The organism is Microcystis wesenbergii FACHB-1317 (genome assembly GCF_014696875.1).
GTDB classification, from domain to species: Bacteria; Cyanobacteriota; Cyanobacteriia; order Cyanobacteriales; family Microcystaceae; genus Microcystis; species Microcystis wesenbergii_A.
In genome coordinates this window covers 20,472-32,929 of the sequence record NZ_JACJQV010000187.1, presented here as the reverse complement: position 1 = coordinate 32,929, position 12,458 = coordinate 20,472, and the positions used below count along the sequence as shown (strand labels likewise).

10 protein-coding genes and 3 pseudogenes are annotated in these 12,458 nt (G+C 42.2%); 6 read left to right on the top strand and 7 right to left on the bottom strand.

The features are described from left to right. Positions 1-617: 617 nt before the first annotated feature. The 3 genes and pseudogenes from H6F92_RS18580 to H6F92_RS18570 all read left to right on the top strand — a co-directional run. A pseudogene (locus H6F92_RS18580) lies at positions 618-962 on the top strand (hypothetical protein); the annotation flags it as partial. A gap of 1 nt (position 963) precedes the next feature. After that, the gene (locus H6F92_RS18575) at positions 964-2,643 is read left to right on the top strand and encodes a glycosyltransferase family 39 protein (protein WP_190359030.1); all 1,680 of its coding nucleotides are present in this window, start codon (positions 964-966) and stop codon (positions 2,641-2,643) included. Between the two features lie 11 nt (positions 2,644-2,654). Then, positions 2,655-2,864 (top strand): hypothetical protein, encoded by a 210-nt coding sequence (locus H6F92_RS18570; RefSeq protein WP_002752080.1) that lies wholly within the window; start codon positions 2,655-2,657, stop codon positions 2,862-2,864. A 224-nt stretch (positions 2,865-3,088) separates the two neighbouring features. On the opposite strand, the gene H6F92_RS18565 is transcribed toward H6F92_RS18570, so the two are convergent. From H6F92_RS18565 to rpmH, 5 genes are all read right to left on the bottom strand, one after another. Further along, positions 3,089-3,583, bottom strand: coding sequence for a Jag family protein (locus tag H6F92_RS18565; RefSeq protein ID WP_190359029.1), 495 nt, complete (start codon positions 3,581-3,583; stop codon positions 3,089-3,091). Beyond that, positions 3,583-4,731 (bottom strand): membrane protein insertase YidC, encoded by a 1,149-nt coding sequence (gene yidC, locus H6F92_RS18560; protein WP_190359028.1) that lies wholly within the window; start codon positions 4,729-4,731, stop codon positions 3,583-3,585. The genes H6F92_RS18565 and yidC overlap by 1 nt, the downstream gene beginning before the upstream one ends. 84 nt (positions 4,732-4,815) lie before the next feature. Next, complete coding sequence (locus H6F92_RS18555; protein WP_002763099.1) at positions 4,816-5,211, bottom strand: PH domain-containing protein; 396 nt, start codon at positions 5,209-5,211, stop codon at positions 4,816-4,818. After that, on the bottom strand, positions 5,201-5,563 hold the full coding sequence (gene rnpA, locus H6F92_RS18550) for a ribonuclease P protein component (RefSeq protein ID WP_190359027.1): 363 nt from the start codon (positions 5,561-5,563) through the stop codon (positions 5,201-5,203). Before rnpA ends, H6F92_RS18555 begins: the two co-directional genes overlap by 11 nt. Before the next feature lie 26 nt (positions 5,564-5,589). Then, complete coding sequence (rpmH, locus tag H6F92_RS18545) at positions 5,590-5,727, bottom strand: 50S ribosomal protein L34 (protein WP_002739276.1); 138 nt, start codon at positions 5,725-5,727, stop codon at positions 5,590-5,592. A 90-nt stretch (positions 5,728-5,817) separates the two neighbouring features. Between rpmH and H6F92_RS18540 the strand changes: the two genes are divergently transcribed. Then, positions 5,818-7,782: an amylo-alpha-1,6-glucosidase gene (locus H6F92_RS18540; protein WP_190359026.1), complete on the top strand. Its 1,965-nt coding sequence runs from the start codon at positions 5,818-5,820 to the stop codon at positions 7,780-7,782. A gap of 90 nt (positions 7,783-7,872) precedes the next feature. Beyond that, the gene (locus H6F92_RS18535; RefSeq protein WP_190359025.1) at positions 7,873-8,541 is read left to right on the top strand and encodes an HAD-IA family hydrolase; all 669 of its coding nucleotides are present in this window, start codon (positions 7,873-7,875) and stop codon (positions 8,539-8,541) included. Between the two features lie 89 nt (positions 8,542-8,630). On the opposite strand, the gene grpE is transcribed toward H6F92_RS18535, so the two are convergent. Continuing rightward, on the bottom strand, positions 8,631-9,353 hold the full coding sequence (gene grpE, locus H6F92_RS18530) for a nucleotide exchange factor GrpE (RefSeq protein ID WP_190359024.1): 723 nt from the start codon (positions 9,351-9,353) through the stop codon (positions 8,631-8,633). A gap of 524 nt (positions 9,354-9,877) precedes the next feature. Here grpE and H6F92_RS18525 point away from each other — a divergent pair. Continuing rightward, positions 9,878-10,969: pseudogene (locus H6F92_RS18525) on the top strand (ISAs1 family transposase). A 733-nt stretch (positions 10,970-11,702) separates the two neighbouring features. Here H6F92_RS18525 and H6F92_RS18520 read toward each other — a convergent pair. After that, positions 11,703-11,951: pseudogene (locus H6F92_RS18520) on the bottom strand (AAA family ATPase); the annotation flags it as partial. Between the last annotated feature and the right edge of the window lie 507 nt (positions 11,952-12,458).

Sequence of the window (12,458 nt, the reverse complement as noted above, 5' to 3'; positions counted from 1 at the left end):
TGGAAAAAGTAGTCAATCAGCTTTTAAATGAAGGGGGATTGATTATTAAATGGAGTAGAAAACTTAAAAATAAGGGTAATGCTGTCAATGTAACTTAAATGCGTAAAAGCTTAGGGTCTGCTGAAAAAGTTTTTCCTGGGGGTAGGAGTCAGTAGCCGGTCGTCAGTAGCCGGTCGTTTCAGGCTTTGTTGCCCTTGTTTTTTGTACCAAGCGATGTACTACAAGAAGGATAATGCAAGGTTTTTGAAAGTCCCAATCCTATTTTCTTGCACTAACATCGGACTTTAACAGGTCAAAAGCTTTATTTTAAAAGGGTTTTACCATTATTCAGCCAGCCCTAATTAGGGCTAAAGCTTTGGCTGTTACTTAGGCTGCTCCCACAGCCTAGTGGGACTTAGACAAAAAACAAATCGAGAAAAGCCTCAACTCCAATCCCCGCTTGGGATTTACTTCGAGAAGCCCAAAATCGCTGAAACCCAGATATATCAAGGAAAATCATAAATCGAGGTTAACCCTTTGTCCCGTAATGGTTTGAGCCTTTTTTGCTGACCGAAAACGCCTAAGTCCCACTAGTAGCTTGGCTATGGCTTTTCTACCAGCACTTTTTGAGAATTTACTACGCAGTCCTCTTTGAAAATGCCGAGAATAGCTGTTTTTTGGTGGAAGGAATCGAAAACGCCAGGGGCGATGATGGTTTAGAATTAGAGGGGACCCTAGCGCTCAATTCCCCACTATTTGGAGAAGGATACTGGCTCAATTATGGTACACCCAAAGACTCGGAATTAAGGCAACAATTCCCCGAACCAGATTTGTATTCCGATTGGATGAAAATGGGAGAATATTTTTATCGTCTCAGTGGGGCATTAATTGCCCGGGAGGAGTATGATTATCCTAATTGCCGTCAAGATATTTCCCCATCGGAAGCAGTTAAAATAATCGAATCTTTTGGAGATAACAATTAAATTGAATTTATCTACAGTCATTTCTGATCTACAACAAAGAAGCAAGGAGCGGTTATCTTGGTCTGATTTTTGCTGGTTAGGATTAGTAATAATTTTGGGACTGGTTATTAGGTTAACACAATTAACGAGCAAACCTCCCTGGACGGATGAATTTGCCACTATGGTTTTTAGTATTGGCAATAATTACCAGATAGTGCCGTTAAATCAAATAATTTCCCTAGACACTTTATTAGCACCTCTCCAGAGCAACCATCAGGCAACTATTGCCGATGTAATTAAATTAGTTATTCAGGAGGACAATCATCCACCTTTATATTTTATTTTCGCCTATCTCTGGAATAAATTATTCTTTGATCGGGGAGAATATGTATCTTTAGAAGGAATGCGATCGCTGGCAGTATTTTGGGGAGTTATTTCGATTCCTCTAATTTATTTTATCAGTAAATTGGTCTTTAAATCTGGCTCGATCGCTTTTCTTGCGGCGATTTTAATGGCGGTTTCTCCCTACGCGGTTTTTATCTCCCAAGAAGCGCGTCATTATACTTTAGCGGTTGTATTTGTCCTCATATCTTTAGGCTGTTTTCTGAGGGCAAGCAGCAAAATTATCGACCATAAGAGAATATCCCATACTTTGGTTTTTTTCTGGTTAATTGTCAACTGTCTAGGGTTATTAGTCCACTATTTTTTTAGTTTAACTATCCTAGCGGAAGCGATAACTTTATTATGGATTTTATTCAATCAAATCCAACAAAAAAACTTTTGGATAACTAATTGGTGGCGTTTAAGTTTAGTTTTTTTAGGTAACTTGAGCTTTATTATTATTTGGTTTATCACGTTTGTACCCAAAGATTATGGCAATCAGATGACCGGTTGGATTCAGAGAGACAATGACAGTTTTTTGTCCGTAATTAGCCCCTTTTTTCAATTGCTGGGAACATTAATTACTATGCTTTCCCTGCTCCCCGTTGAATCAGAATCTTTAATAATTATCTTGATTTCTGGAGCAATAATGATCGGGTTTTTTCTCTGGATTATCCCACAATTAAAAACAGCTTGGCTAGACTCCTATAAACCAGAATTAGGCATTCTCTCGGCATTTTTTCTCAGTTCAATTGCTATTTTCTTTGTCATCACTTATCTGCTTTCGATCGATATTACCCGGGGAGCTAGATATAGTTTTGTTTACTTTCCCTCGGTAATTTTAATTCTAGCAATTTTATTAGATAATTGTTGGCAAAGGAAACAGAAAATAATAGTAATTATTGTAATTATCATGGCTTTAGTTAGTTCCCTAAGTGTGACTTTTAATTTAGGCTATCGTAAGTATTATCGGCCAGATAAATTAGTTACCACTATCGAAAATAATAGCAGTTATCCGTTAGTAATTGCCACTAGCTATAGGAGTTTAGTGCAGGTGGGAGAAATGATGGGAATTGCTTGGGAATTTAACCAAAGATTTCCCGATAAAAACCCTAAGTTTATCTTAGTTAACTCAGAACAAAAGCCAGATTTTAATCTGCCATCTTCTCCCCCTTTTGAATTATGGTTAATCAATTTCCATTCTTCAATAGATTTATCGGACTGTCAACCTTCAGAGTTATCCTCCAATTATGTAACAGGTTATCAATATCAAAAGTTTCTCTGTGGGCGATCGATGGATTATAATAGTAAAGTTAAGTAGGGCTATTAACTATGATTATTTGGGTAAATGAACAGATTGACCCCTGCGGTTTAGTACAAGCTTGTATTGCCTGTCAAGACGAACAAGCGGCAAAAGATTGTCATCAAAGTTGGTTAACCAATCTTACGGACGAACAAAAACAAGCGGGGTGGGTGGCAGTTTTAAGAACCGTAGAATCTTGGGATGATGTACCTGTAAATGCTCTGAAGTTAAGTTATTAAGTGGGTGGGTGGAATTAAATATAAGATGAACGTAGGTTGGGTTGAAGCATGAAACCCAACGCGCGCATAGTTTACGCTACCGCTAACCCATCCTACAAATAATTGTGCCTCCCTACTTAACTCTCCTGCAACAATCAAAAATCTTCCGTTAGGTGAAGAAACTCCAGACAGGAGATATCTGGCTAAAATAAAAAAGAGGGCAGGTTTTACCCCACCCTTTGATCTTATTTTAAACGAATTACTAATCGGCGATCGGGTTCCACGCCGCGACTTTCCGTGGTTAAATCGTTTTCTTCCTGAAAAAAGGCATGGATTTGGCGACGTTCCGCCGAAGATAGGGCTTTTAATTCTATTTCCTGTCCTGTTTGCCGCACTTGCGTCGCCGCTTGATTCACCCAGTCGAAAAGTTCTGACTGTCTTTGTTGACGATAGCCGTTGATTTCGACAATATAGAACTGATGTTCTGCCGACTCGACACCAATATTCAGAATCGTATTAGCTAGGGATTGAATCGCATCCAGTCCCTCACCCTTGTTAGCGAGGAGGAGTTCCACTTGTTGGGGACTCAATTGACTGCTATCAATAATTAACCAACAGGAGGAAGGTCCAGTTCCCAATTCCTGCACACCAATCTGGACATCTGCGGACATGGCCATCAACTTTAGCAGTTTTTCCAGCCATTGTTTAGCTTTCTCGCTATTTTGCTCCCATATACTCATTACGATGTTTTTTCCTTTTTCTTGCTAGAACGTTTTTCAAAGGGGAGAGCATCGCGGGATTTTTCCGTTTTTTCCTGTTCCGCTACCAATTTTTGCAGGTTTTCCGGTAACGGTTCCCGCATCAAAATCACCGTTTGAATAGTTTGGAAGATGTTCGCAGTTAGGATATACATCAATACCCCCGCCGGTAAGGGGAAAAACAGGAACATCATACTAAAAATTACCGGGGTGATTTTATTCACCGTTTGCTGTTGTTGGGCTGCTCCCCCCGAAGGCGCACCGGCGCCGGATAACTCTTGGTTAACATAGATACTAATACCGAAAGCGATCACCATCGCCAAGATATCCCAGTGAATTTCACCATCTGGACCGGTGGCCCCAATTCTTCCCAGGGCCTCAATAAAGAGAAAACCCGTATTAGCGGCAATCCCCGGCACGATAACTTTAATACTGGCATCTCCGGGGGCTAAAGCGACGATGGAACCGTCTTCATTAAGTTGCAGCAGTTCTTGTCCTTTAACCACCTCGTAGGTGGGTTTTAGGTTATTTTCCGGTGCTTCCGTGGCTAATTGGCCCAAAGACTTGCCCTGGTCGTTTTGCAAGTCGATTTTTACCTGTTCTCCCGGAGCGATTTTATTGCCTTGGGGTAAAAAAGCGGTGATGGGATAGTGGAGAGACTCGTCAATATAGACGTTTTGGGGTTTGGTGCCATAGGGTTGGCGCTGGACGAGGGCGATTTGTTCGGCCGGCAGCACCTGTAAATCGACGGTGTAGTTAATATCCGAGAAGGGGGAACCCCGCAGCGTCGCAAATAAAGCCAAAAGAATCGGCATTTGTAATAACAGGGGTAAACAACCGGCCAAGGGATTGCCCAACTCCTGCATTAATTTGCCCATTTCCTCCTGTTGTTTTTGCGGGTCATTTTTGTAGCGTTGTTGAATTTCTGCCTGTCTTTCCTTCATCAAGGGTTGAGTGATTCGCATTTTTCTCATATTGCGAATCTGGCCGGCGCTGAGGGGAAAGACGGCAAATCTGACCACCAGCGTTAAAGCAATGATGGCGAAACCGTAACTATGCACAATCCGAAAGAAAAAATCTAGGATTGGCAACATGATATTTGTGGAAATAAATCCGACTCCAAAATCCATGGCTTTAATCTATGCCTTCTCGTTTAATAGGGGTTCACTTTGACAAATCTAATTTATCGAATCTCGGCGATCGATTATTTTGTTTTATTGACTGATGATCGATTCTAGGGGACGACCGGTTTTATCGGCGACTCTTTCGGCAATATAGTCATGAATTTCCCGGAATTTCGGCATCGCGCGCATTTCTAAACGACTTCTATCCTTGAGAGTTACGACAATATCCCCCCAAATACCAATTCCTCTCGGCATTTTTGCCACTTTTGCCACTTCTGAATAGATAATATCCGTGCGATCGCGTCCCATCCAACCCCCGGTGATTGAAATCCGCCGATCGGTTATCTTATATCTTAACCAGATTGCCCGTACCACTGCCCCAACGGTCAAAGGTAAACAAATCACCGTAAATCCTAGCAGGATATTGATGATTAGGTCGCCGATGTGCGGACCCCCTTCATAAAAAGTTTCTTCTTTAATGCCCATGAATTATATTCGCCTTCACTAACAACTGCTTTAATTCTCGCAAAAAATGTTCATAATTGCACTCGATCGCCCCTGGACGGATAATGATTATCCCTCGCCATCCTGCCGCTATTTCTGGCAATAACTGCCGAATTACCGCTCTTATTTGTCTTTTTAGTCGATTACGAACCACCGCTTTTTTACTAACTTTCTTGCTAATCGAGATACCAAAACGACTGGGGAGAGGGTGATCTGGGCAAGAATCCTCTAAACTAATTAAGGTTAAGTGGGAACCGTGATAACGCCTCCCTTTTCCATAGACAGCTTGAAAATCCTGTCGATGTTTTAAGCGATGAACTTGGGGTAGTCCCACGAAAATTAGTCGGTTCCCAGAATAACCTAAACACTTAAACGATAGCGCCCTCTTTTCCGACGAGCTTTAATTACTTTGCGTCCGTTGACGCTACGCATTCTCGCTCTAAATCCGGAAGTGCGCTTCTGTTTGCGCGTGGTTCCTTCTAAAGTACGTTTACTCACTGCTGATTTTTCTCCTTAAGATAGAGTTACTCTATAGATATAAAGACACAATTTTCTATTATAACAAAATTACTAGGAATTGGGAAGCCCATGGTCAAGCTCCGTTTCGGTCGAGATATCTGTAATTGTCTCCCAGTGGCTGAAAAGCGCGAATGGTTAGTCACTAATGGTATCGGTGGTTTTGCCGCGGGAACTGTGGCCGGATTGCTAACTCGCTGTTATCATGGCCTCTTGATCGCTGCTTTGGCTCCACCGACGCAAAGAACGCTTCTTGTGACTAAAATCGATGAATCGGTACAATATAACCAGAAAATTTATCATCTGGCCAGCAATCGCTGGTTAGGTGCTACGATCGAACCGCAAGGCTATATTAATATCGAAAGTTTTCATCTGGAAGGCACAATTCCCGTCTGGACTTTTATCTGCGGGGATGCCTTACTAGAAAAGCGCATTTGGATGGAACAGGGAGAAAATACCACCTATACTCACTATACCTACCGTCGTGGCAATTCTCCCCTAACTCTCAATCTGACTGCTTTTGTCAATTATCGTGATTTTCACGGCAATACCCAGGGTTTTAACTGGCAAATGGATATTATTCCTCTGGAAAAAGGAGTCAGAGTGATTGCATATAACCATGCTGTACCTTTTTATCTATTAATCAGTCAAGGAGAGGTTTTTCCCGCTCATATCTGGTATTATCGCTTTGATTTGGCCGTGGAACGTTATCGTGGTTTAATCGATCGGGAAAATCATCTCCATGGGGCTAGTTTTTCGGCTACTCTTAAAGTGGGAGAATCGGTGACAATTGCCGCTAGTACCCGTCCCGATCCGAATTTAAACGGTCAATCTTCTCTAGAGTCTCGCTATCGCTACGAGAGTAGTCTGATTAATCCCCAGCAGCCCGAATGGATTCAACAACTTACCCTCGCTGCCGACCAGTTTATCGTTAGTCGTCCTCTCCGGGATCAACCGGAGGGCAAAACGATAATCGCAGGTTATCCTTGGTTTGGTGATTGGGGTCGCGATACGATGATCTCCCTAAGAGGATTAACTTTGACTACAGGCAGACCTGCGATCGCACGTCAGATTTTACTAACTTTTTCCCGTTATCTAGACCAGGGTTTATTGCCGAATTTACTGCCCGATGGGGGAGAAATGCCCGAATATAACGCTGTCGATGCTATTCTTTGGTATTTTGAAGCCATTCGTTCCTATTTTAACCAAAGCCAAGATTTTGAGTTTCTCAGAACTATTTATCCCGCTTTAAAGGAAGTGATCGCTTGGTTTCGTCGCGGCACTCGCTACAATATTCACCTAGATGACGATGGTTTGATCTATGCCGGCGAAGCGGGAGTACAATTGACTTGGATGGATGCCAAAGTTGATGATCTGGTGATTACTCCCCGCATCGGCAAACCCGTAGAAATTAATGCCCTTTGGTTCAATGCCCTCAAAATAATGGTTCAATTTGCCCATTATTTGGGCATGGATGCCACTGATTACGAAAAAATGAGAAAAATGACCTTAAAAGGGTTTTCTCGCTTCTGGGACGATTCTCTGGGGTATTGTTACGATGTTTTAGATACGGACAAGGGTAATGATGCCAGTTTACGACCGAATCAACTTTTTGCCCTGTCCTTGTCGGTGGAGGAGTTATTAAATTCCCCACAGAAAAAGGCCATTGTCGATATTTGTGCTTTAAAATTGTTGACTTCTCGCGGTTTGCGATCGCTTGCTGCCGATCATCCCGATTACCGTGGCGTTTACAGTGGCGATCGCTTAAAAAGAGACAGTGCCTACCATCAAGGGACAGTCTGGGGATGGTTATTAGGGGCATTTATCGAGGCCCATCTGAAAGTCTATCGCGATCCCATCCTAGCTGAGAGTTTTTTAACACCGATGATCGACCATCTTCGGGATAGCTGTATCGGTAATTTAAGCGAAATTTTCGATGGCAATGCCCCTTTTACCCCTAGGGGAGCTTTTGCCCAAGCATGGACAGTGGCAGAGGTATTAAGGGTTTGGCAAGTGATCCGAGAATTTCGGCCATAATCCTTTAAAATGAGCAATTGTTAGGTGTGTTAGGCCAGCTAAAGGGCTGACCCTAAAAACCTCAGTTCGACCGTTATAAACAAAACTCTCATGCAGAAACCGCAAGTTATTTTTCTCGATGCTGTGGGGACTCTTTTTGGGGTAAAAGGCAGTGTTGGAGCAATTTATAGTCAAATAGCAGCGGATTTTGGGGTACAGGTGGCGGCCGAGAGTCTAGAACAGTCTTTCTCGGCTATTTTCCCCACTTCTCCCCCCCTAGCTTTTCCTGACGTTGAACCGGCACAAATTCCCGAGTTAGAGTATCACTGGTGGCGATCGCTGACTGGGGCAGTTTTTAATAATTTAGGTTATCTGGAAAGATTTCCCGATTTTGAGGCTTTTTTTGGCGAACTTTACCATCATTTTGCCACGGCCGAGCCTTGGGTGCTGTACGAGGATGTCATTCCCGCTTTAAGACTCTGGCAGATTCAGGGGATCGAGTTGGGCATTATTTCTAATTTTGATAGTCGTATCTACCAAGTTTTGGCAGAATTAGGCTTAGAATATTTTTTTCGATCGATCACGATTTCTTCCCATGCAGGGGTCGCTAAACCCGATCCAGAAATTTTTCAAATCGCCCTGCAAAAACATGATTGTCCCCCCGCGCAAGCTTGGCATATTGGCGATAGTAAAAAAGAGGACTACCAAGGAGCAAAAGCCTTGGGTATGGAAGCATTTTTAATTAAAAGATCAATCGGTCAAGAGAGAAAAAGTCTCTGAGCGGGGATGGGGGATAGGTGATAGGGAGGGAATACAGACCCTACCGGCTAATACCTAACCCTCAAACCAGTTTAATCCCCATCGGGATTTTAGACCGATTCCTGGGATGGAATAGAAGTAGATTCTGACTGATCAGCGTTAGGATCCGCCTCTTTGGGGGCGGCCACTTTTACCAAAGCATGACGCAAAACCTGTTCTCCGAGAGTGTATCCTCGCACTAACTGCTCGATCACCGTGCCTTCGGGATGTTCATCGGTGTACTCCCGCATCATCGCTTCGTGGTAGGTGGGATCAAAGGGTTGACCTTCCGAACGCATGGGGGAAACGCCTAAACGCTTGAGACTCTCTACTAAGGTTTTATAGACCCCTTGGTAACTCTTGTGAATACCCATCTCGCCATCATTAGCCGGTTTAATTTGAGTACGGGCGCGCTCAAAATTATCCACCACGCCAAGAATTTCCATCAGGGTTTTGCCCTTGGTTTTTGTTTCCAGTTCCTCTTTTTCTTTCTCTGTGCGTTTGCGAAAATTGTCGAACTCGGCCGCTAGAGTGATATAGCGTTTCTTATAGGCATCAACCTGTTGGGTTTGCTCCTCTAACTGCTGCTTGAGAGTGTCGATCTCCTCTTGTAGAAAATCGATAGTCATGGCGCCTAGAAGGGAAAATTCCTCACTAGAGGCGGCCTTGTCCGTCACCGTTTTGGCTTCATCGGTGACACTGGTTTCTGATTCGTTGGCAAGAGATTCAGGGGAATTAGAAAAGGATTCTTGGTTTTCGTCGAAAATTGCTGAGTTATTTGGTTCTGCACTCATCATGGTATGCACGTTTGGGTTTAAATCTGGCGATATATGGCCATTCACTGCTAATTTTGGCCTTTAAACCAGTTAACAATCAAGTTTCAACCTTTAATGTAACATTTAATGTAACATTTTGTGGAGAATATCCATAAGTACCTAAGCAAAATTAATTACACATCTAAGCTCTCAGCCGTCAGCCTTTTGCTGTGATCAGTAAACAGTGAACTGAAAACTCAAATCCGATCCCTGATAGCTGTCTGGGGGTCTCGCTGTCTCGGGGTCTCCCAGTCTCGCAGTCTCCCAGTCTCGACTAGGAAATTAATTTGGCACGACTACTTATAGCGGTTTTCACAGAAGTGAGTCCCGATTGAAACGCTGAAACGCCTATCTATCAAGGGATTTACTATACTTTATTAGACTGAAAACCGCTATATATCCCCCCGAAGTCGGGTAGGGCTGATTCATTCTCGAAGACTAAAAAAAAGTAAGGTGAACAAACTCATGTAAAATGAGGAATGTTTAGCTTATCTTTTTATACTATGCAGAGGCTAATCGAAAAATTCAAGAAAGTAAAAGATTTTCGGAAAAGTTCTGGAAAAAGACACCAGCTATGGGTCGTACTTTTAGTCATTATCCCGGCAATTATGCAGTCCTATACTAGCTATAGGGCTATCGGTGACTTGGCTAAATACAACCAAGCCTTATTAACAAAATACTTTAAACTACCTAGGAAAAAAGTTCCCTCTTATTCAACCATTAGAAGGGTTTTAATGGGATTAAATTGTTCAGATATCTTATATATTTTTAACGAATAGGCACGGGAAGAGTATCAGAATAAAGAGGGATTAGATTGGATCGCTATTGATGGCAAAAGCCTGAGAAGTAACGTTATCAATCACGATGATGCAACCCAGAATTTTGTCATGTTTGCTTCTTTCTTTAGTCAGGAAACAGGTATAGTATTACACCTAGAGCGATGGGAGAATAAAGAAAGCTCAGAAGTTGATAAAGTTCAAGATATGGTAAGAAATACAGAGCTAACAGAGAAAATTTTTACTCTAGATGCTTTCCACTCTAATCGAGTTACTCTCCACGAGATTATTGATTATAATAATGACTATTTGATAACTCTCAAAGTTAATCAATTAAATTTATATAAACCCGTGGAGGAAGTGACAAAAAATTCTCAGCCTGTGAGCATTGATTGTGAAGACGACAAAAGTCATGGACGAGACCTAATCAGACTAACATCAGTCTTTAATGTAACTCATCCTTTTAATAGTGTTTGGGAACACATTAAAAGTTATATTAAGGTGGAAAGGTATGGTAAAAGAGGGGGAGAAGAGTATTATAATTGTGCCTATTACATTAGTAATTTTGTAGAAAGTGATCAGACTTTTGCTCGAAAAATCCGAGGTCATTGGAACATAGAAAATCAGTTGCACTGGGTAAAAGACGTAATTTTTAAGGAAGATATTTTACCTTGAACTGACTTTCAAGCTGTTAGTAATTTGTCAATTCTCCAAACTATAGCTCTAAATCTTTTCAGAGGTTTAGGCTTTTTATCCATTACAAAGGGGCAAAGATGGCTTGATAACAAGTGGTTCAGGCTTTGCGATTTGTTAGAATGAATCAGCCTCTGCCATTACTTTTGAAAAATTGTATACCTGAACTTCCCCCATACATATCTACTACAAGAGCCGAAAACCCTTATCCATCAATGGATGCACCCGTTAACTTTTCTTAATGTACCCAGGTAATTTGTAACATTTCTTAATGGACAAAATTCTCCTCCTACAGCAGATGTTATGGCCTTTTGTCAACGGGGAAGTCCAGGTATATTTAGGGCTGGCTGAATAAATCTAAAAACCTTGTTGGGTAAGACTTTTAGACCTTTGGTCAATCAAAAAGTACCAGATCTGGGAGTGATCGGGGGGAAAATTCCGGGACTTTTTCCCTGAAAATTAGGTAATACCATTTTTCATAAGTAATGGCAGAGATGGTTAATCGCCCTAACCCCCCCCCCCCCCTGCCCCTAGGGTCGTTTCATTCTCGCAAATGTCATTCAATCAAATCCTTATCTGGCAAGGTTTTCAGTCAATTTCTCAGAACAAATATCTGAAAAATTTTTAAAATGCCTTGCTTTGCTTGCCCCGTAAGCGATTGAAGACAGACAAACAAGGAATCAAACTAGAGAATGAATCAGCCCTACCCCTGCCCCCCCGACATCGGGGGGGTCGGGGGGGCAAGAGGGGGTAAGATACCTGCCAAGAATAAAGAAAAATGGTATAATTGACCCCCTCAAAATCGGTAAAACCCTACACCCCCCCTGCCCCCACGAAAAACTTTTTGCCGCCAACCCTATTTAAGATCGACTTCTCCACCCCAAGGATCTTTTACCTGGCGATTGACTAACATCTCAACTATAAATTCCCTTTCCGTGGCGTAGTCGTCCTCGTCATATTGGGTAAAAAGTTGGCTAGGATGTCCTCGTTACTCGCTCAAAGCCTTCTTCAGATCGACTTGTGCCAGCCGCACCAACAATTGCCAAGCATCACATAAATTACTCTTACCATCGGCGTTAACCCCAGCAGTAAGGGGCGTAAATTCCATTTCAAAATTATCAAAGGATTTAAAGCCATGAACTTTAATAGAGTTCAAAAATGAGAAAAATAGGCATAAAATTGCCTAAAATCCCTAAATAGAGCATTTAATTGATTAATGCTCATTCTTAATTCTCCGTTCGGCGGTTCGGCTGAGCTCACCGTCGAAGCCTGAGCTCACGGCCGAAGCCTGACTACTGACTACTGGCTCGGAGACTCCTCATCTAAGGTCAGATTTTTGATTTTTGCCAGAGGTCTAATATAAGTAATCCTAGTTTTAGGCAATAAGTAATATTAAAATATCAGCGCGGCATTCAACAAATTCTCAAAGGGGAATGGAAGTTTCATGGCGAATTCCACCATACTGGACAATCTTCTCAACTTTCGCCCGATCCTTTCCTACTAATAGCGTTCCCTGCTGCAACTCTGACTAAGCAACTAATCGACCAGGGGGAACGCACCTTACCGAATCAATTCCTGAGAGTATGGAATCTTAGTCTAACAAAGCCCAAGCATA

Excerpts from the sequence above, each read along its gene's own strand:
- grpE (WP_190359024.1), bottom strand. The coding sequence starts at position 9,353 with ATGAGTGCAGAACCAAATAACTCAGCAATTTTCGACGAAAACCAAGAA.
- H6F92_RS18565 (WP_190359029.1), bottom strand. The coding sequence starts at position 3,583 with ATGAGTATATGGGAGCAAAATAGCGAGAAAGCTAAACAATGGCTGGAA.
- yidC (WP_190359028.1), bottom strand. The coding sequence starts at position 4,731 with ATGGATTTTGGAGTCGGATTTATTTCCACAAATATCATGTTGCCAATC.
- H6F92_RS18570 (WP_002752080.1), top strand. The coding sequence starts at position 2,655 with ATGATTATTTGGGTAAATGAACAGATTGACCCCTGCGGTTTAGTACAA.
- H6F92_RS18540 (WP_190359026.1), top strand. The coding sequence starts at position 5,818 with ATGGTCAAGCTCCGTTTCGGTCGAGATATCTGTAATTGTCTCCCAGTG.
- H6F92_RS18535 (WP_190359025.1), top strand. The coding sequence starts at position 7,873 with ATGCAGAAACCGCAAGTTATTTTTCTCGATGCTGTGGGGACTCTTTTT.
- H6F92_RS18555 (WP_002763099.1), bottom strand. The coding sequence starts at position 5,211 with ATGGGCATTAAAGAAGAAACTTTTTATGAAGGGGGTCCGCACATCGGC.